The organism is Bordetella genomosp. 13 (genome assembly GCF_002119665.1).
Lineage (GTDB): Bacteria > Pseudomonadota > Gammaproteobacteria > Burkholderiales > Burkholderiaceae_B > Bordetella.
In genome coordinates, this window is the sequence record NZ_CP021111.1 from 1,254,716 (window position 1) to 1,274,357 (window position 19,642).

Below are 19,642 nucleotides of genomic sequence, written 5' to 3' on the forward strand. Positions count from 1 at the left end.
ATGCGCGGACGGGGGTAAACCCGGGCGCCGCGTGCGGTCTCGCCATGGTGCGCAGCGCTTGCTATCGGTGCGTGGAATGCACCACGGCTGTGCCTCCGGCGCCGGGTCACATCGCGTCGTTCCGCCTGTCAAGGCGCCGTGGATTGGGTGCTTCCCTCTTGGCGAGCCCTATATACAAGCGTCTTGCGCCAGTCGCGGCTCGACATGGCATGCTCATTGCTTGAGGAATCCGTACTTGCATACAAGACGGAATCCCTGATGAACGCCAGTACCCTCATGCAGTCCCGGTCCGGCTGGACCATTGCTCAATGGCAGCAGGCCTATGCGGCCGGCGCCGCGCCGCGCGAGCTGCTGGCGTCTTTTCTCGAACTCGACGCCAAGGACAACGCCTGGATCGCGAGACTGGACGCGGCGCGCCTGGACGCGCAGCTGGCCGATCTGGCGCGGCGCCTGGACGAGGCCGGCGGCGACCTGGCCCGCCTGCCGCTGTACGGCGTGCCGTTCGCCATCAAGGACAACATCGACGCGGCCGGCTGGCCCACCACCGCGGGCTGCCCCGAGTTCGCGTTCCATCCCGAGCGCGATGCCACGGTGGTGGCAAGGCTGCGCGCCGCGGGGGCCATCCTGGTAGGCAAGACCAACCTCGACCAGTTCGCGACGGGCCTGGTAGGCACGCGTTCGCCCTACGGCGCGGTGGCCAACAGCTTCGATCCGGCCTATGTCAGCGGCGGTTCCAGCTCGGGCTCGGCGTCGGTGGTGGCGCGCGGCCTGGCGGTGTTCTCGCTGGGCACGGATACCGCCGGATCCGGCCGCGTGCCGGCGGGCTTCAACAACCTGGTCGGGCTGAAGCCCACGCGCGGGTGGCTCAGCAATGCAGGCGTGGTGCCGGCGTGCCGCACGCTGGACTGCGTGTCGGTGTTCGCGCTGACCGTGGACGATGCCAGCCTGGTCGCCGAGATCGCGGGAGGCCATGACGCGGCCGATCCTTATTCGCGCCAGCGTCCCGCTTCGGCGCGGCCCTGGCCGCGCGCGCCGCGCGTGGCCGTGCCCGCCCAGCCTGAGTTCTACGGCGACGAGCAGGCGCGCCGCGCCTTCGAGCAATCGGTGCGCGACCTGCGTGCCCTGGGCGCCGAGGTCGAGCCCATCGACTTCACCGCCTTCACCGAACTGGCCGGGCTGCTGTACCAGGGCCCCTGGGTGGCCGAGCGCTTCTGCGCCGTCGAAAGCCTGTGGCGCGAGAAGCCGGATGCCATTCATCCCGTGGTGCGATCCATCGTCGAGCAGGCTTCGCGATATTCGGCCACCGACACGTTCCGCGCCGAGTACCGCCGAGCCGAATTGGCCGCCGCCATCAACCAGGTACTGGCGGGCTATGACGCGCTGGTGGTGCCGACCTCGCCGTCGATCTACACCATCGAGCAGTTGCAGGCCGACCCCATCACGTTGAACACGCGGCTGGGCTACTACACCAACTTCGCCAACCTGGCAGACCTGAGCGCGCTGGCCCTGCCGGCCGGCATGCGCGAAGACGGACTGCCCGTGGGCATCACGCTGATCGGACTGGCCTGGCAGGACGCGGCGCTGGCCGCATTCGGGCGCGTGTGGCAGGCCAGCCGCGGCCTGCCGTTGGGCGCGACCGGCGCGCCTCTTCCGGTATCCAAGAAGCACTCTGCCGCGGCCCAGGCCGGCACGATACGCGTGGCCGTGGTGGGCGCGCATCTGACCGGCATGCCGCTGAACCACCAGCTGACCTCGCGCGGCGCGGTGCTGGCCGAACAGACCGCCACCGCGCCCCACTATCGCCTGTATGCGCTGGCCAACACCACGCCGCCCAAGCCCGGCCTGGTGCACATGGGCGAGGGCGCCTCCATCGTCGTCGAGCTGTGGGACGTGCCGGCCGCCGCCTTCGGCAGCTTCGTGGCCGAAGTGCCGGGGCCGCTGGGCATCGGCACGCTGGAACTGGCCGATGGCCGCCAGGTGAAGGGCTTCATCTGCGAGCCGCGCGCGCTGCAGGACGCGCGCGACATCACCGAGTTCGGCGGCTGGCGTGCCTATATCGCCAGCCTTGCCAAGACCGCCGCACGCTGATCAACCGACAGGGGAAGAAGACATGTTCGATACCGTACTGATCGCCAATCGCGGCGAGATCGCCGTGCGCGCGATCCGCACGCTGAAGGCGCTGGGCATACGCAGCGTGGCGGTGTACTCCGACCCGGACCGCGACGCGCCGCACGTGCGCGCCGCCGACGTGGCCGTGGCGCTGGGCGGCGAGAAGGCGGCCGACAGCTATCTGCGTATCGACGCGCTGCTCGAGGCGGCGCGCCAGACGGGCGCCCAGGCCATCTTCCCCGGTTATGGCTTTCTTTCGGAAAGCGCCGAATTCGCCGAGGCGTGCGAGGCGGCGGGTATCGCGTTCGTGGGCCCCACCGCGCAGCAGATCCGCGAGTTCGGCCTGAAGCACCGCGCGCGCGAGCTGGCCGCGGCGGCGGGCGTACCCATGACGCCAGGCACCGGCCTGCTGGATAGCCTGGACCAGGCGCTGGACCATGCCGAACGCATCGGTTATCCCGTGATGCTGAAAAGCACGGCGGGCGGCGGCGGCATCGGCCTGTCGCGCTGCGCGGATGCCGGCGAACTGCGCGCGGCCTTCGAAGGCGTGCAGCGCATGGGCGCGCATTTCTTCCGCGACGGCGGCGTGTTCATCGAACGCTATGTCGACGGCGCGCGCCACGTGGAAGTGCAGATCTTCGGCGACGGCCAGGGCCGCGTCGCGGCGCTGGGCGAGCGCGATTGCTCGGTACAGCGGCGCAACCAGAAGGTGATCGAAGAGACGCCCGCGCCGCTGTTGCCGCCGGCCACGCGCCAGGCGCTGCTGCAGGCAGCCGTGCGGCTGGGTGAGTCGGTGTCGTACCGCTCGGCCGGCACGGTGGAGTTCATCTACGACAGCACGCGCGACAGCTTCTATTTTCTCGAGGTCAACACGCGCCTGCAGGTCGAGCATCCGGTCACGGAGGCGGTCACGGGGCTCGATCTGATCGCCTGCATGCTGCGCGTGGCGGCCGGCGAGCTTCAGTGGAAGGACCTGGACGTGCAACCCGCGGGCGCTTCGATAGAGGTACGCCTGTATGCCGAGGACCCGCTGCGCCAGTTCCAGCCTTCGCCCGGCGTGCTGACCGAGGTGCGTTTTCCCGATGACGCGCGGGTGGACGGCTGGGTCGAGACGGGCACCGACGTGCCGGCGTTCTACGATCCGCTGCTGGCCAAGCTGATCGTGCATGGCAAGGACCGTGCCGAGGCGCTGGACCGCCTGTCCGATGCGCTGGCGCGCACCCGCCTGCACGGCATCGCCACCAACCTGGACTACCTGCGGCAGATCGTGGACGATCCCGCTTTCCGTGCGGGCAAGGTGTCGACGCGCTTCCTGGATTCGTTCACGTACCGGCCCGCGGCGGTCGAGGTGCTCGAGGCCGGCACCTACACCAGCATCCAGGACTATCCCGGCCGCACGGGCTATTGGGACATCGGCGTGCCGCCTTCGGGCCCCATGGACGACTATGCGTTCCGCCTGGCCAACCGCATCGTGGGCAACGCGCCCGAGGCGGCGGGGCTGGAGGCGACGCTGGTCGGTCCCACGCTGCGCTTCCATGGCGACGCCGTCATCGCGCTGACCGGCGGCACGTGCGCCGCCACGCTGGACGGCGAGCCCGTGGCGATGTGGCAGCCCGTCGCCGTGCGCTCGGGCCAGGTGCTGGCCACGGGCCGCGTGTCCAGCGGCTGCCGCGTGTACCTGGCCGTGCGCCAGGGCTTCGATGTGCCCGTGTATCTGGGCAGCCGTTCCACCTTTGCCCTGGGCCAGTTCGGCGGCCACGCGGGCCGCATCCTGCGCATGGGCGACATGCTGGCGCTGGGTCGCGGCGACGCGCGGCTCTCGGAGGCGCCGGCCGCGGTCCGCGAGCCGCAGGCTCCGGCGCCCGATCTGGTGCCCGCCTACGCAAGCCAGTGGGAAATCGGCGTGCTGTACGGTCCGCATGGCGCGCCGGACTTTTTCACGCAGGAGGCCATCGACGCCTTCTTCGCCGCCGATTGGGAGGTGCACTACAACTCGAACCGGCTGGGCGTGCGGCTGTCGGGACCCAAGCCTACGTGGGCGCGCCAGGACGGCGGCGAGGCCGGACTGCATCCTTCCAACATCCACGATTGCGAGTACGCCGTCGGCAGCATCAACTTCACGGGGGACAGCCCGGTGATCCTGACGCGCGACGGCCCCAGCCTGGGCGGTTTCGTGTGCCCGGTGACCATCGCGCGCGCGGAGCTGTGGAAAGTGGGGCAGGTGAAGCCGGGCGACCGCATCCGCTTCAAGCGCATTGACTACGCGCAGGCGGTGGCGCTGGAGCGGGCGCAGGATGCGTGCATCGAGACCCTGTCCGCCGCTTCCGGCGCCGCCATCGAAGCGCCGCAAGGCACGGCCGCGACCATCGTGGCCAGCCTGCCTCCGGTGCCGGGCCGGCCTTCGGTCACGTACCGCCAGGCCGGCGACGGCTACCTGCTGCTGGAATACGGCGACAACGTGCTGGACCTGGCGCTGCGCCTTCGCGTGCACCTGCTGATGCAGGCCTTGCAGTCCGATCCGCTTCCGGGCGTCGAAGAACTGTCGCCCGGCGTGCGTTCGCTGCAGATCCGCTACGAGGGCCGGCGCATCTCGCAGGGCGAGCTGGTCGATTGCCTGCTGCGCATCGAGCAGCAGCTGCCCGATGCGTCCCGGGTCAAGGTGCCGACCCGCGTGGTGTACCTGCCGATGGCGTTCGAGGACAGCGCCACGCTGGGCGCCGTGGAGCGCTATCGCGAGACCGTGCGCGCCAGCGCGCCCTGGCTGCCGAACAACGTGGACTTCATCCAACGCATCAACGGCCTGGAATCGCGCGAGGACGTGCGGCGCATCGTCTTCGACGCCAGCTACCTGGTGATGGGCCTGGGCGACGTGTACCTGGGCGCGCCCTGCGCGGTGCCGATCGACCCGCGCCATCGCCTGCTCACGTCCAAGTACAACCCCGCTCGCACTTTCACCGCCGAGGGCACGGTGGGCATCGGCGGCGTGTACATGTGCATCTATGGCATGGACTCGCCCGGCGGTTACCAGCTGGTGGGCCGCACGCTGCCGATCTGGAACAAGTTCCTGAAGAACCCGGTGTTCCAGGACGGCAAGCCGTGGCTGCTGCGCTTCTTCGACCAGGTGCGCTTCTATCCGGTGACCGAGGCCGAGCTGGACGTGCTGCGTGCCGATTTCCGTGCGGGCCGCATCGGCCTGCGCATCGAGGAAGAAGTGTTCGACTTCGCGCAGCATGAGTCCTTCCTGGCCGAGCATGCGAAGGACATCGAGGCCTTCCGCGCCCGCCAGCGCGCCGCCTTCGACGCCGAGGTGGCGTTGTGGCAGGCCGAGGAGACCGTGGCGCAGGAGGCGCCGCCGTCCGGCGATGATGACGAGGTGCCGCTGGCGCCCGGCCAGAGCCTGGTCGCCGCGGACATGTCGGGCAGCGTGTGGAAGATACCGGTGGAGATCGGCCAGCGGGTGGAAGCCGGCGATCCGCTGGTGGTGATCGAGGCGATGAAGATGGAGCTGACCGTGGCCGCGCCGCGCGCCGGCGTGGTCGGCGCCATACGCTGCGCGCGCGGCAGGCAGGTCGACATGGGCGATCCGCTCGTGGTGTTGAACGAAGACGTGCCCGAGACCGAGGCAGAGGCCGGGGACTGACATGCGATCCGCGGTACAGATGGGGCCGGCGCTGCGCCAGGTGACCGCCAGCCCCGGCTCGCTTGCCGACGCGGTGTACGAGCAGCTGAAAGAGGATCTGTTCGAGTTTCGCCTGCTGCCGGGCGACATGTTCAGCGAGGCGGACGTGGTGGCGCGCCTGGGGGTCAGCCGCACGCCGGTGCGGCTGGGGCTTGCGCGGCTGGAGCGCGAGGGCTTTCTCATCCTGCGCCAGCGCAGCGGCTGGCAGGTGCGGCCCTTCGACTTCGAGCGCTTCGAGGCCCTGTACGACGTGCGCATCGTGCTGGAATTGGCGGCGGTGGACCGGCTGTGCGGCCGCAACGAGATGGACCCTTCCGGCATCCTGGGCGCGCTGCAGGACGTGTGGCTGGTGCCGCCGCCCCAGCGCATCCGGGACGGCAGGCTGGTGGCCCAGCTGGACGAGGCTTTTCATTGCGCGCTGGTCGCCGCCGCCGGCAACCCCGAGATGGCGCAGATCCATCGCGACGTCACCGAGAAGATCCGCATCGTGCGCCGCCTGGACTTCACCAAGGAGTTCCGCGTGGACGCCACCTACGACGAGCACGCGGCGGTGCTGCGCGCGATCCTGGCGCGCAATGCCGAGCCGGCGCGCATCATGCTGAAGTCTCACATCGAGATCAGCAAGGCCGAGGTGCGCAAGATCACGCTGCACATGCTGCACCAGGCGCGCGCGGGACATTCTTGATCGGCGAGCCGGCCCGGCCGGCAGCGGATCGACTACATTCAAAGGGAATAAACCGCGGCGCGCCATCGTCTGTACGCTAGGTGCCTGCCGACCCCGGCGCGCCCTATCCCAAAGGAGCCAGACCATGTACATCCGTCAAGCAGCCGCAGCGCTCGTCGCCGTCTCCGCCCTGTACGCCGCCGGCGCCCACGCCCAGGCGCCCGTCGCCACCCATGACGGCATCCTCACCGACGCCAAGGGCATGACGCTCTACACGTTCGACAAGGACCAGGCCAAGAGCGGCAAAAGCGTCTGCAACGGCCAGTGCGCCGTCAACTGGCCTCCCCTGATGGCCGCCGCCAACGAGAAGGCGCAGGGCGACTGGTCCATCATCAACCGCGACGACGGCACCAAGCAGTGGGCCTACAAGGGCAAGCCCGTGTACCTGTTCGTCAAGGACACCAAGGCGGGCGACAAGAGCGGCGACGGGGTCAACAACGTGTGGCACGTCATCAAGCCCTGATGGCCGCATAGCCGACGCGTCATGCGCCCCGACGACACGGCCCGGATCGTGGCCTGCATTCCCAGCCTGCGACGCTATGCGCGCGGGCTGACCGGGGACCGCGAACAGGCCGACGATCTGGTGCAGGACACGCTGGAGCGCGCATGGAGCCGCTATTCCCGCTGGCAGCGGCGCGGTGAACTGCGGGCATGGATGTTCGGCATCATGCACAACCATTTCATCGACGGCTTGCGGGCGCGGCGGCGCCAGCCCGAGTACGACGCTCAGCCCAACGTGCCCGATATCCCCGTGCGCGCTGCGCAGGCGGACGGCCTCGAGCTGCGCGACCTGGACCGCAGCCTGCAGCGCCTGCCGGCCGACCTGCGGGCGGTGCTGCTGCTGGTCGCCGTCGAGGAGTTCAGCTATCGCGAGGCCGCGCAGGTGCTGGACGTACCCGTGGGCACCGTCATGTCGCGCCTGTCGCGGGCGCGCGAACGCCTGGCCGCGCTGCTGGAGCGGCCCGAAGACAGCCAGCCGGCCGGCAGGCTGCACTGTGTGAAGTGACATGAGCGAAGAACTCCTGCGCGCCGTCCCGGGCACCGGGGCGCCCATCACCGAGGCGGACCTGCATGCGTTTGCCGATGGTCAACTGTCCGAGGCGCGCATCGCCGAGGTCGACGCATTCCTGGCGCAGCAGCCGCAGGCGCGGCAGCGCGTGGAGGCGTGGCGCAGCCAGAACCACGCATTGCGCCAGTTGCTCGATCCGGTCATGGACGAGCCCTTGCCGCTGCGCCTGCCGCTGGCCCCGCCGTCGCGGCGCACGCCGCCTTCCATGCCGCGGTGGCGCGCCCTGGCCGCGGGCGTGGCGGTGGCGATAGTTAGCGCCGGCGCGGCCTGGTACGCGCGCGGCGCGCTGGAGGCGCCTGCCGCGGTTCCCGCCGCGGCCGACGACACCAGCTTCGCGCGCCGTGCGGCCGTGGCACATGCCGTCTACGCGGTCGAAGTGCGGCGTCCGGTCGAGGTCGGCGCCGACCAGGAGCAGGCCCTGGTCACGTGGCTGACCAGGCGGCTGGGCGCGTCGGTGAAGGCTCCTGCGCTGGGCGCGGTGGGCTATGAGCTGGTGGGCGGCCGCCTGCTGCCCGGCGGGCGCGGGCCGGTGGCGCAGTTCATGTATGCCGCCGCCAACGGCCAGCGTCTGACGCTGTACGTCACGCGCGAGGCCACGGGCAACCAGACCGCCTTCCGTTTCACACAGGACGGTCCCGTGCGCGTGTTCTATTGGGTCGAGGGCAGCCTGGGCTATGCGCTGTCGGGTGAAGTCGAACGCGACACCCTGCAGCGCGTGGCCGACGAGGTGTACCGCCAGCTGAGCTGAACGTCGCCCGCGATCACGCCATCACACCGAACGCGTGATGCCGCCGTCGATGCGGATGTTCTGGCCGGTGATGTAGGAAGAACGATCCGTGGCCAGGAAGGCGATCAGGTCGGCCACTTCCTCGGAGGTGCCGTAGCGGCCCATGGGGATGCGGCTGCGCCGCTCGTCCTTCTCGGGCAGGCTGTCGATGTAGCCGGGCAGCACGTTGTTCATGCGCACGTTGTCGGCGGCGTACTCATCGGCGAACAGCTTGGTGAAGGCCGCCAGGCCGGCGCGGAAGACGCCCGAGGTGGGGAAGGCCGCTTCGGGTTCGAAGGTGGCGTAGGTCGAGATGTTGACGATGGCGCCGCCGCGCTGGGCCCGCATCACCGGCGCCACCAGCCGTGCGATGCGCACCACGTTGAGCAGGTAATAGTCCATGCCCAGGCGCCAGTCGTCGTCGCTGATGTCCAGCAGCTTGCCCTTGGGACCATGGCCCGCGCTGTTGACCACGGCGTCGATGCGCCCCCAGCGGTCGAGCGTGGCCCGCACCAGCTTCTGCAGGTCGGCGGGCTCTAGGTTGGAACCGGTGACGCCCAGCCCGCCGAGTTCGTTGGCCAGCGCCTCGCCCTTGCCCGAAGACGACAGGATGGCCACGCGGTAGCCTTCGGCGGCCAGGCGGCGGGCGGCCGCGGCGCCCATGCCGCTGCCGCCCGCGGTGACGATGGCGACTTTTTCCTGATCGGCTGATGCGGCGTTCGGCATGGCTGTTCCTTTACTTTGGATGGAGCCGCCTATTTGATCAGCGCCGATGTCGCGAAGCAACTCAGCCGCGCGCCCGCGTGGCCGTGACGCCGGCCGAGGCGGCCGCCACGGCGGCGACGCCCAGCCACTGCGGCAGGCTCAGCGCCTCGCCCAGGAACAGCAGGCCGGACAACGCGGCGAACGCCGGCTCCACGCTGAGCAGCGTGCCGAACACGCGGGCCGGCATGCGCGCCAGTACCCATACCTCGATCGCATAGGGCAGGGCGCTGGACAGCAGCGCCACGCCGAGCGCATAGGGCAGCAGCGACGGCGCGATCAGCGCGGCGCCGGCCTGTGCGAGGCCGATCGGCAGTACCGCCGCGGCGGCGATCAGCGAGGCGAGCGCCACGGTGGGCATGCCGCCCTTCAGGCTGGCGCGCCGGCCGAACACGATATAGGCCGCCCAGCAGGCGCCGGCGCCCAGCGCACATGCCACGCCCAGCGGGTCCAGCGGCTCGGCTGCGCCCGCCGTGGGCAGCAGCAGCCACAGGCCCGCCGCGGCAAGCACGACCCACAGGAAGTCCACCGGCCGGCGCGAGGCCGCCACGGCCACCGCCAGCGGGCCGGTGAACTCCAGCGCCACCGCGATGCCCAGCGGGATGCGATCCAGCGATAGATAGAACAGCAGGTTCATCAACCCGAGCGACAGTCCGTACGACACCACCGCGCGCCACCCCGCGCGATCCAGCCGCAGCCGCCAGGGCCGCAGGATCAGCGTCAGGATCACGGCCGAGAATGCCAGGCGCAGCGCGGCGGTGCCGGCGGCGCCCACGGCCGGGAACAGGCTCTTGGCCAATGAGGCGCCGGCCGGCGTGGAGGCCATGGCCAGCAGCAGCGCGGCCAGCGGCGGCAGGGAAGATGAGCGGGTGGCGGGGGCAGTGGAGGGCGTCATGATGCGGCCGCCAGGTGCGGCGCCGGACATTCTACGGCAGCCCGTGCGCCCGGCCGGCCGCGTATTGGACAGGTCCGCCGGGCCGCAGTAGGCTTTCCGGTTTCCCGCCCACTCTCGCATCGCCGGCCGGTTCCGGCAGCCGCCATGGAAACTTCGAGCCATCCTCCTTCTGCGCCGGAAACCGCGCCCGCCCCGACGCGATCCGAACTGTTCATGGGCTTCCTGATGCTGGGGATGACGGCCTTCGGCGGCGTGCTGCCCTTGGCGCGCCGCATGGTGGTCGAGCGCCGGCGCTGGATCACGGGCCCGGAGTTCACCGAACTGCTGGGGCTGTGCCAATTCCTGCCGGGCGGCAACATCATCAACATGTCAGTGGCCATCGGCATGAAGTTCCACGGACCGTCCGGGGCCTTCGCCGCGATGATGGGCCTGATCGCCGCGCCCACGGCGGTGGTGATCATGCTGGGCGTGGTGTACGACCGCTACAGCGCCGATCCACACGTGCAGCACGTGTTCGCGGGCCTGGCCGCGGCGGCGGCAGGGCTGCTGGTGGCGATGGCCATCAAGATCGCCATGCCGCTGCGCCGCAGCGTGACGGGCATGCTGGTGGCGCTGGCGGGCTGCCTGGCCATCGCCGTGTTCCGCACGCCGCTGCTGCCCACCATGCTCGTGCTGACGCCGATCAGCATTCTGTTGATGCGAGGCGCGCGATGACCGCCACCCTGATCGCACTGGCTTTGATCTTCACGCAGTTGTCGCTGCTGGCCTTCGGCGGCGGCAACACCATCCTGCCCGAGATGCAGCGGCAGGTGGTGGAGGTGCACGCCTGGATGTCGGCCGCCGATTTCAGCGCGTTGTTCGCACTCAGCCAGGCGGCTCCGGGGCCGAACCTGATGATCGTGCCGCTGGTCGGCTGGCACGTGGCGGGATGGGCCGGCATGCTCGTCACCTCCATCGCCAAGTTCCTGCCATCGTCGTTGATCACCATCGTGGTGATGGGGCTGTGGGAGCGCTTCCGCCACAAGCCGTGGCGCGCGCGCGTGCAGGCGGGACTGGTGCCGGTGACGGCCGGCATGGTGGCCGCCAGCGCCTGGCTGATCCTCGAGACCTCGGTGCATGACTGGCTGCTGGGCGCAGTCGCCGTGGGCACGGCGGCGGCCTCGGTGCTGACGCGCGTGCATCCGCTGTGGATGCTGCTGGCGGGCGGCTTGCTGGGATTGGCCGGAGGCTTCTGAAGGCCGGGCGTCGGACGCCAGGCGTCTTATCGAAATGGCTGGCGTGACATAATGATCATATTGATCGTTATGGTCGGAGTGCGTCATGATTACCGAAGTCAGTGCAGTCACCTTTCGACAGAACCTAGGCGAAATGCTCAATCAGGTGCAATACCGTAACGACAGCATCGTCATCAACAAAGACGGCAAGCCGGTTGCCGCCCTGGTGGATGCCGAACTGTTCGCGCGTATCCGACGCATGCGCGAGCGTTTCGACGCGCTCAGCGCTCGGTTGGCGGAAAGCTATGTCACCTTGCCCGTCGAGGACGGGTTGGCCGAGATCGACGCGTTGGTGGCCGAGGAACGGAAAGCGCGCTGATGCCAGCATTGCGAGTGGTGCTGGATACCAACGTCCTGGTATCGGGGCTGGTCTACCCCGGCAGCGTGCCGGGACGCATCGTGACGGCATGGCGCCTGGGCAGCTTCGAGTTGGTGCTGTCGCGCTATATCCTGGATGAGATGGTGCGCGTGCTGCCGCGCCTTTCCAGGCGGCCACTCGACGCAGCCGAGATACGCGATCTTGCCGATGGTTTCATGTTCCTGGCGGACGTCGTGGATCCGGACGCCAGCAGCGACGCAGCGTTGCGCGATCCCGCCGATCAACCGGTGCTTGCCACATTGCGCGCGGCGCAGGCCAACTACCTCATCACGGGCGATAAAGACCTGCTCGCCTTGGCGGACAGGTATCCGATCGTCGCGCCAGCGCAGTTCTGGGCCCGACACGGAGCCTGACCGCGCATCGCTATGCGGCCTGCGCCTGGCCCCTTCATGATGGCACGGCACCGTGCTAGCCCGGTTTCGGGCGCTCAGGCCGCGATCAACCGCCACAACGTCGTCACTTCCGCGGCCCGCTCGGCATGCAGCGGGTCGTCCGCATCGGCGGGGCGGCCATGGCGCGGCCTGGCGTCCAGGCGCCCGGCCACCTTTAGCCCGGCTCCCTCTATCCAACCCGCCAGTTCGCCCGGCCCGCGCAGCTGCAACCGTTCGGCCAGATCGGACATGATCAGCCAGCCCTCGCCGCCGGGCGCCAGGTGCGCCCGCAGCCCTTGCAGGAAGCCGCGCAGCATGCGGCTGTCCGGGTCGTATACCGCGTGCTCCAGCGGCGAACCAGGCTTGGCCGGCAGCCACGGCGGGTTGCACACGATCAATGAAGCCTGGCCCTCGGGAAACAGGTCGGCTTTCGTCACCGACACGCGCGTCGCCAGCCCCAGCCGCGCGATGTTCTCGCTGGCGCAGGCCAGCGCGCGCGGATCCTGGTCGGTGGCCACGACGCGCTGCACGCCGCGCCGCGCCAGCAGCGCCGCCAGCACGCCGGTACCCGTGCCGATGTCGAAGGCCAGGTCCTGCGCGGGCAGGGGCGCCCGCGCGACCAGGTCCAGGTACTCGCCGCGCACCGGCGAGAACACGCCATAGTGGGGATGGATGCGCGCGCCCAGCGCGCCGATCTCCACGCCCTTGCTGCGCCACTCATGCGCGCCCACCAGCCCTTGCAGCTCGCGCAGCGACAAGGCGTAGGGCTCGTCCAGCTGGCCATAGACCTCGAGAAAGGCCTGCCGCACGTCCGGCGCGCGCCGCAGCGGAATGCTGTGGTCGGCCTGCACCGGCACCAGCAGCATGCCCAGCGTGCGCGCACGCTGAGCCTGCGCCATGCGATACCGGTTGAAGCGCTCGCGCGGTTCGCCCTCGGCCGGGCGCGCGCGCTTGTCGATGCGCCGCGCGATCGCCTGCAGCAACTGGCGCGCGTTCTGGAAATCGCCCTGCCACAGCAGCGCGGTGCCTTCGCTGGCGAGCCGGAACGCGACGTCCGCCGTCATGGTGTCGTCCGCAAGCACGACGCGCTTGGGGGCGGGCAGGCCGCGTTCCGAACGCCAGCGCAGTTGCCGCTGGGCGTCGTCTTCCATCCAGACGAGGGTGGTGGGGTCGTTGGTGGGTGCAGTCACGTAGTGATCAGATGGCGGATTCTGGCGTCGCCGTGGCGGCGAAGCCCGTGGAGTCTTCCCGCATTGTCGTCGATCTCGCATCGCTTCGGCATGAGGCGCACCGTGCCATGCGTACCGTCCATCGATGCCGCGTGTTGCGTACTGCCCGCAGCGGCCCGCCGGCCCGCCTGTCAGGCAGCGCGCCGCGCCGCGGGCGTCAGGCGCTCGCGCTGTGCCGTCACCGTGGCCAGCACCAGCGGATGCAGCTGATGCGTGCCGGCGTCGCCATCGGGGTGCTCGGCCAGGAAATCGAGCAGCTCGATGCGCATGCGCGGCTCCCAGAATTTCTGGATGTGGTTGGCCACGCCTTCGGCGGCCTCGTCGCGATCGGGCATGGCGGCGAAGAAATCGCCGATGCGGTTGGCCATGCGGATCAGGTTGCCGATTTCCATGCGGGCTCCGACGTCAGGGAACGATGCGTTCGGGATGGGTATAGATGGTGGCGTCGGCCTGGCGCATGAAGCCCAGCAGCGTCAGGTTGGCGCGCTGCGCCGTGCGGATGGCCAGGGCCGTCGGCGCGGAGACCGCGGCCAGCACGCCAGTGCCGGCCGAGGCGGCCTTCTGCACCATCTCGAAGCTGGCCCGGCTGGATACCAGGATCATGCCTTGCGAGGCGTCGCGGCCCGAGCGCACCAGCGCGCCGATCAGCTTGTCCAGCGCGTTGTGGCGGCCCACGTCCTCGCGCACCAGTTCGATGGACCCGTCGGGCCGCGCCCAGCCGGCCGCGTGGGTGGCGCCGGTGACGTCGTGCAGCGATTGACGGCCGCGCATGTCGCGCATGGCTTGCAGAATCGCGCCCACCGCGATGGGCGCATCGGCCGTGACGGGCGCCACGTCGCGCAGCACCTCGGGCAGGGTCTCGACGCCGCACAGCCCGCAGCCCGTGCGGCCGGCCATGGCGCGGCGCCGCTCGCGCAGGCGCACCGCGCAGGCGCTGGAGATCTCCAGTTCGACCACGATGCCGTCGCACTCGGGCCGCAGATCGATGCCTCGCACGTCGGATGCGCTGTCGACGATGCCCTCGGTCAGCGAGAAGCCCAGGGCGAAGTCTTCCAGGTCGGCCGGCGTGGCCAGCATGGTGGCATGGCTGATGCCGTTGTATTCGAGCGCCACCGGGGTTTCCTCGGCGACGTGATCGTCCTGCGCGGGGCCGGTGATGGCGCCCGCGCGGACACGTGTGACGCGAATGCGCGCGCTGTCGGCGCGTGGGGCGATGTCTTCGGGCATGTGATCCATGGCAAGCTCAGGTCATTTCCCACTGAGCGCCGCTTCGTTCTCGCGGGCCCGCTCGCGCAGGAGCTTCTCCTGGATGTCGGAGAAGCGCGTCCATTGGCGCTGCCATTCGGAGGGCTGCGACACGCGGGTCACCTGCACGGCGGTCACCTTGTACTCGGGGCAGTTGGTGGCCCAGTCGGAGTTGTCGGTGGTGACCACGTTGGCGCCGGATTCGGGAAAGTGGAAGGTGGTGTATACCACGCCCGGCTGCACCCGGTCGGTGATGATGGCGCGCAGCACCGTCTGGCCCGCCCGGCTCTGCACGCCGACCCAGTCGCCGTCGGCCACGCCGCGCTCTTCGGCGTCCTGCGGATGGATCTCGAGCAGGTCTTCGCTGTGCCATGCCACGTTGGGCGTGCGGCGCGTCTGCGCGCCGACGTTGTACTGCGACAGGATGCGCCCGGTGGTCAGCAGCAGCGGGAACTTGCGCGTGCTGCGCTCGTCGGTGGGCACGTACTGCGTGATCATGAATCTGCCCCTGCCGCGCACGAACTGGTCGATGTGCATGATGGGCGTGCCCTCGGGCGCGTCGTCGTTGCACGGCCACTGCAGGCTGCCCAGGCGGTCGAGCTTCTCGTACGTGACGCCGGCGAAGGTGGGCGTCAGGCTTGCGATCTCTTCCATGATCTGGCGCGGATGGGTGTAGTCCATGCGATAGCCCAGCGCGTTGGACAGCGCCACGGTCACTTCCCAGTCGGACTTGCCGTTCTTGGGCTCCATCACCTTGCGTACGCGCGAGATGCGGCGCTCGGCGTTGGTGAAGGTGCCGTCCTTTTCGAGGAACGACGAGCCGGGCAGGAACACGTGCGCGTACTTGGCGGTCTCGTTCAGGAAGAGGTCCTGCACCACGATGCATTCCATCGAGGCCAGCGCCGCGGCCACGTGCTGCGTGTTGGGATCGGACTGCACGATGTCCTCGCCCTGGCAGTACAGCCCCTTGAAGCTGCCCCCCAGCGCGGCCTCGAACATGTTGGGGATGCGCAGGCCGGGCTCGGGCTGCAGGGTCACGCCCCAGGCCGCCTCGAACTGCGCGCGCGCGGCGTCGTCGGAGATGTGGCGATAGCCCGGCAGTTCGTGCGGAAACGAGCCCATGTCGCACGAACCCTGCACGTTGTTCTGGCCGCGCAGCGGGTTCACGCCCACGCCCTCGCGGCCGATGTTGCCGGTGGCCATGGCGAGGTTGGCGATGGCCATCACCGTGGTCGAACCCTGGCTGTGTTCCGTGACGCCCAGGCCGTAGTAGATGGACCCGTTGCCGCCGGTGGCGTACAGCCGCGCCGCGCCGCGCACCACGTCGGCCGGCACGCCGGTGATGGCCTGCATGGCTTCGGGCGAGTTCTCGGGACGAGATACGGACTCGCGCCATTCGTTGAAGGCCTTGGCTTCGCAGCGCTCGGACACGAAGGCTTCGTCGATGAGGCCCTCGGTGGCGATCACGTGGGCCAGCGAGGACAGCAGCGCCACGTTGGTGCCGGGCCGCACCTGCAGGTGGTAGTCGGCCTTGATGTGGGGCGAACTGACCAGCTCGATGCGCCGCGGGTCGATGACGATGAGGCGCGCGCCCTCGCGCAGCCGGCGCTTCAGGCGCGAGGCGAAAACGGGGTGGCCGCTGCTGGGATTGGCGCCCATCACGATGACCACGTCGGTGTGCATCACCGAGTCGAAGGTCTGCGTGCCGGCGGATTCGCCCAGGGTCTGCTTCAGGCCATACCCCGTGGGCGAATGGCACACGCGCGCGCAGGTGTCGACGTTGTTGGTGCCGAAGGCCGCGCGCACCAGCTTCTGCACCAGCCAGGTCTCTTCATTCGTGCAGCGCGAAGAGGTGATGCCGCCAATGGCGTCGCGCCCATGCGCGGCCTGGATGCGGCGGAACTCGGAGGCCGCGTAGTCGATGGCCTCTTCCCACGACACCTCTTGCCAAGGGTCGGAGATGCGCTTGCGGATCATGGGCTTGAGCACGCGCTCTTTGTGCGTGGCATAGCCCCAGGCGAAGCGGCCCTTGACGCACGAGTGGCCACGATTGGCCTGGCCGTCTTTCCAGGGCACCATGCGCACCACTTCCTGGCCCTTCATCTCGGCCTTGAAGCCGCAGCCCACGCCGCAATAGGCGCAGGTGGTCACCACGGAATGCTCGGCCTGGCCCATCATGATGACAGTCTTTTCCTGCAGCGTGGAGGTGGGACAGGCCTGCACGCAGGCGCCGCACGACACGCATTCGCTCTCCAGGAAAGATTCGCCCTGGCCGGCCGCCACGCGCGACTCGAATCCCTTGCCCGAGATGGTCAGCGCGAAAGTGCCCTGCGTTTCCTCGCAGGCCCGCACGCAGCGGTTGCACACGATGCACTTGGACGGATCGTAGGTGAAGTACGGATTGGACTCGTCCTTGACGTCGCGCAGGTGGTTGGCGCCTTCGTAGCCATAGCGCACGTTGCGCAGTCCCACCACGCCGGCCATGTCCTGCAGTTCGCAGTCGCCGTTGGCGGGGCAGGTCAGGCAGTCCAGCGGGTGATCCGAGATGTACAGCTCCATCACGCCGCGGCGCAGTTCATGCAGCTTGGGCGTCTCGGTGTAGACCACCATGCCGTCCTCGGCCGGCGTGGTGCACGAGGCCGGGTAGCCGCGGCGGCCGTCGATCTGCACCAGGCACAGCCGGCACGAGCCGAAGGCTTCCAGGCTGTCGGTGGCACACAGCTTGGGAATGTTGATGCCGGCCTCGGCGGCCGCGCGCATCACCGACGTGCCCTCGGGCACCGAGATCTCCTGGCCGTCGATGGTCAGGGTGACGAGCCGCTCGGAGACGCGCGCCGGGGTGCCCAGGTCGCGGTCGCGCTTGATGACGGTTTCGAGCATGGCGTGGGTTCCTAGGCCGGCGCGGCGGCATGGTCGGCGGATACGCCGAAGTCTTCGGGAAAGTGATTGAGCGCGGACAGCACAGGGTAGGGCGCCATGCCGCCCAGCGCGCACAGCGAGCCGCCCAGCATGGTGTCGCACAGGTCGCGCAGCAGATGCACTTGTTGTTCGCGCGCCGGTCCGCCGGCCGCGATCCTGTCCAGGGTCTCGACGCCGCGGGTGGAACCGATGCGGCAGGGCGTGCACTTGCCGCAGGACTCGATGGCGCAGAACTCCATGGCATAGCGGGCCATGCGCAGCATGTCCACGCTGTCGTCGAACGCCACCAGCCCGCCGTGGCCGATCATGGCCGAGACCGCGGCATAGGCCTCGTAGTCGAGCGGGATGTCCCATTGCGACTCAGGCAGGTACGCGCCCAGCGGGCCGCCCACCTGCACGGCGCGTAAGGGCCGGCCCGTGGCGCTGCCGCCGCCGAAGTCGTACAGCAGTTCGCGCAGCGTGAGGCCGAAGGCCTTCTCGACCAGGCCGCCCTGCTTGAGGTTGCCGGCCAGTTGAAAGGGCAGCGTGCCATGCGAACGGCCCACACCGTAGTCGCGGTACCAGGCCGCGCCGCGCGCCAGGATGGCGGGCGCCGAGGCCAGCGAGATCACGTTGTTGATGACCGTGGGCTTGCCGAACAGGCCGCGGATGGCCGGCAGGGGCGGCTTGGCGCGGACCACGCCGCGCTTGCCTTCCAGACTTTCCAGCAGCGAGGTCTCTTCGCCGCAGATATAGGCGCCGGCGCCCTTGCGCACCTCTAGGTCGAAGGCCCGGCCGCTGCGGTGCACGTCCGCGCCCAGCCAGCCGGCGTCGCGCGCCCGTTCGATGGCCGCCTGCAGGGTGGCGATGGCGTGCGGATATTCGGAGCGCACGTAGATGTAGCCCATCGTGGCGCCCACCGCCAGCCCGGCGATGGTCATGCCCTCGATCAGCACGTAGGGATCGCCTTCCATCAGCAGGCGATCGGCGAATGTGCCCGAATCGCCTTCGTCGGCATTGCAGACGATGTACTTCTGGTCGGCCGGCGACGTCAGCACCGTCTTCCACTTGATGCCCGTGGGAAACGCCGCGCCGCCGCGGCCGCGCAGGCCCGAGGCCGTGACTTCATCGACGATCTGCTGCGGGCTGAGCCGCGCGGCGCGGCGCACGCCTTCGAGTCCGCCGTGCGCGGCGTAGTCGTGCGTGCACAGGGGATCGGTGATGCCGACCCGCGCGAAGGTCAGGCGTTCCTGGCGCTTCAGGTAGGGGATGTCTTCGGTGGGGCCATGACACAGGGCATGGGCGCCGCCCTGCAGCCAGCCGGCCTCGAACAGCCCCGGCACGTCTTCCGGCTGGACGGGGCCGTACGCGATGCGGCCATCGGAGGTGGCGACCTCGACCAGCGGTTCGAGCCACAGCAGTCCGCGCGAGCCATTGCGCACCAGTTTGACGGACAGGCCGCGGCGCTTTGCCTCGTGCTCGATGGCGTGCGCGACGGCATCGGCGTCCATGGCGAGCGCGGCGGCATCGCGAGGTATGTAGAGCGTGACGGCGTCGTTCATTCGACCACCTCGGCGTCCCGCGCGACGGCCAGCAGGCGGTCGAGCCTGGCGGGTGTGACGCGCGCATGCGGCTTGCCGTCCAGCATGACGGCCGGCGACTGGGCGCACAGGCCCAGGCAATAGACCGGCTCGAGCGTGAAGGCGCCGTCCTCGCTGGTGGCATGGAAGTCGCAGCCCAGGCGCTGGCGCGCATGCTCGGCCAAGCGCTCGGCGCCCAGCGCCTGACAGGACTCGGCGCGGCACACTTCCAGCGTGTGCCGGCCGGCGGGCTCGCCGCGGAAATGCGGATAGAACGTGATGACGCCGTGCACCTCTGCCCGCGACAGGTTCAGGCCCTCGGCGATGAGGGGCACGACCTCGGGCGGGATACAGCCCAGTTCGTCCTGCACGGCATGCAGGATGGGCAGCAGGGCGCCGGGCTGGTCTTTCAGGCGCGCCACGACGCGCGCGGCCGCCGCGATGGAAGCGGATGCCGAGGATCGGGCATCCGCCAGGGCCTGCGGGCCGCCACGGGCGCCGCCGTTGGACGACAGGTCGGATTTGGCCTCGCGCGGACGCATGGGCTCGTCTCCTGTAGGTCCCGCTGTAGCGGGTTCGTTGTTGGTTGCCGGGCAGCCCAGGCTGCCTTTAATATGCTTGAAAAAGCATATATATGTAGCGAATGCTTTGCTGGCGACAAC

The 19,642-nt window shown here is 69.6% G+C and carries 18 protein-coding genes; 10 read left to right on the top strand and 8 right to left on the bottom strand.

The window, feature by feature from the left end:
- Window positions 1–258: 258 nt before the first annotated feature.
- From atzF to CAL15_RS05760, 6 genes are all read left to right on the top strand, one after another.
- Window positions 259–2,088, top strand: coding sequence for an allophanate hydrolase (gene atzF / locus CAL15_RS05735; protein WP_086077702.1), 1,830 nt, complete (start codon window positions 259–261; stop codon window positions 2,086–2,088).
- 22 nt (window positions 2,089–2,110) lie between these two features.
- Window positions 2,111–5,749: an urea carboxylase gene (gene uca / locus CAL15_RS05740; RefSeq protein ID WP_086077703.1), complete on the top strand. Its 3,639-nt coding sequence runs from the start codon at window positions 2,111–2,113 to the stop codon at window positions 5,747–5,749.
- Between the two features lies 1 nt (window position 5,750).
- Entirely contained in the window at window positions 5,751–6,473 is a 723-nt protein-coding gene (locus CAL15_RS05745; RefSeq protein ID WP_086077704.1) for a GntR family transcriptional regulator, read from the top strand.
- Between the two features lie 124 nt (window positions 6,474–6,597).
- A complete protein-coding gene (locus CAL15_RS05750; RefSeq protein WP_086077705.1) occupies window positions 6,598–6,975 on the top strand; it encodes a COG4315 family predicted lipoprotein in 378 nt (125 codons plus the stop codon).
- 21 nt (window positions 6,976–6,996) lie between these two features.
- Window positions 6,997–7,518, top strand: a complete 522-nt coding sequence (locus CAL15_RS05755; protein ID WP_086077706.1) for an RNA polymerase sigma factor — start codon at window positions 6,997–6,999, stop codon at window positions 7,516–7,518.
- Between the two features lies 1 nt (window position 7,519).
- On the top strand, window positions 7,520–8,329 hold the full coding sequence (locus tag CAL15_RS05760) for an anti-sigma factor family protein (protein WP_086077707.1): 810 nt from the start codon (window positions 7,520–7,522) through the stop codon (window positions 8,327–8,329).
- Window positions 8,330–8,350: 21 nt separating this feature from the next.
- On the opposite strand, the gene CAL15_RS05765 is transcribed toward CAL15_RS05760, so the two are convergent.
- Together CAL15_RS05765 and CAL15_RS05770 are read right to left on the bottom strand one after the other, a co-directional pair.
- Entirely contained in the window at window positions 8,351–9,073 is a 723-nt protein-coding gene (locus tag CAL15_RS05765; protein ID WP_086077708.1) for an SDR family oxidoreductase, read from the bottom strand.
- Between the two features lie 61 nt (window positions 9,074–9,134).
- Window positions 9,135–9,935, bottom strand: a complete 801-nt coding sequence (locus tag CAL15_RS05770) for an EamA family transporter (protein WP_086080947.1) — start codon at window positions 9,933–9,935, stop codon at window positions 9,135–9,137.
- A 213-nt stretch (window positions 9,936–10,148) separates the two neighbouring features.
- Between CAL15_RS05770 and CAL15_RS05775 the strand changes: the two genes are divergently transcribed.
- The 4 genes from CAL15_RS05775 to CAL15_RS05790 all read left to right on the top strand — a co-directional run bounded on the left by CAL15_RS05775 (window position 10,149) and on the right by CAL15_RS05790 (window position 12,010).
- Entirely contained in the window at window positions 10,149–10,718 is a 570-nt protein-coding gene (locus CAL15_RS05775) for a chromate transporter (protein WP_086077709.1), read from the top strand.
- Window positions 10,715–11,239: a chromate transporter gene (locus tag CAL15_RS05780; protein WP_086077710.1), complete on the top strand. Its 525-nt coding sequence runs from the start codon at window positions 10,715–10,717 to the stop codon at window positions 11,237–11,239. The genes CAL15_RS05775 and CAL15_RS05780 overlap by 4 nt, the downstream gene beginning before the upstream one ends.
- 85 nt (window positions 11,240–11,324) lie before the next feature.
- Window positions 11,325–11,597 (top strand): type II toxin-antitoxin system prevent-host-death family antitoxin, encoded by a 273-nt coding sequence (locus tag CAL15_RS05785; RefSeq protein ID WP_086077711.1) that lies wholly within the window; start codon window positions 11,325–11,327, stop codon window positions 11,595–11,597.
- On the top strand, window positions 11,597–12,010 hold the full coding sequence (locus tag CAL15_RS05790) for a putative toxin-antitoxin system toxin component, PIN family (RefSeq protein ID WP_086077712.1): 414 nt from the start codon (window positions 11,597–11,599) through the stop codon (window positions 12,008–12,010). Before CAL15_RS05785 ends, CAL15_RS05790 begins: the two co-directional genes overlap by 1 nt.
- A gap of 74 nt (window positions 12,011–12,084) precedes the next feature.
- On the opposite strand, the gene CAL15_RS05795 is transcribed toward CAL15_RS05790, so the two are convergent.
- The 6 genes from CAL15_RS05795 to CAL15_RS05820 form a co-directional block, all read right to left on the bottom strand.
- Window positions 12,085–13,179 (bottom strand): methyltransferase, encoded by a 1,095-nt coding sequence (locus tag CAL15_RS05795; RefSeq protein ID WP_086077713.1) that lies wholly within the window; start codon window positions 13,177–13,179, stop codon window positions 12,085–12,087.
- A 209-nt stretch (window positions 13,180–13,388) separates the two neighbouring features.
- On the bottom strand, window positions 13,389–13,649 hold the full coding sequence (locus tag CAL15_RS05800) for a formate dehydrogenase subunit delta (RefSeq protein WP_086077714.1): 261 nt from the start codon (window positions 13,647–13,649) through the stop codon (window positions 13,389–13,391).
- Between the two features lie 13 nt (window positions 13,650–13,662).
- Complete coding sequence (gene fdhD, locus CAL15_RS05805; RefSeq protein ID WP_232468127.1) at window positions 13,663–14,493, bottom strand: formate dehydrogenase accessory sulfurtransferase FdhD; 831 nt, start codon at window positions 14,491–14,493, stop codon at window positions 13,663–13,665.
- Window positions 14,494–14,505: 12 nt separating this feature from the next.
- The gene (fdhF, locus tag CAL15_RS05810; RefSeq protein ID WP_086077715.1) at window positions 14,506–17,382 is read right to left on the bottom strand and encodes a formate dehydrogenase subunit alpha; all 2,877 of its coding nucleotides are present in this window, start codon (window positions 17,380–17,382) and stop codon (window positions 14,506–14,508) included.
- 11 nt (window positions 17,383–17,393) lie between these two features.
- Window positions 17,394–18,962 carry a formate dehydrogenase beta subunit gene (locus CAL15_RS05815; protein WP_086077716.1) on the bottom strand — a complete coding sequence of 523 codons (1,569 nt, stop codon included), beginning with the start codon at window positions 18,960–18,962 and terminating at the stop codon, window positions 17,394–17,396.
- Window positions 18,959–19,522 carry a formate dehydrogenase subunit gamma gene (locus tag CAL15_RS05820; protein WP_086077717.1) on the bottom strand — a complete coding sequence of 188 codons (564 nt, stop codon included), beginning with the start codon at window positions 19,520–19,522 and terminating at the stop codon, window positions 18,959–18,961. The genes CAL15_RS05815 and CAL15_RS05820 overlap by 4 nt, the downstream gene beginning before the upstream one ends.
- Between the last annotated feature and the right edge of the window lie 120 nt (window positions 19,523–19,642).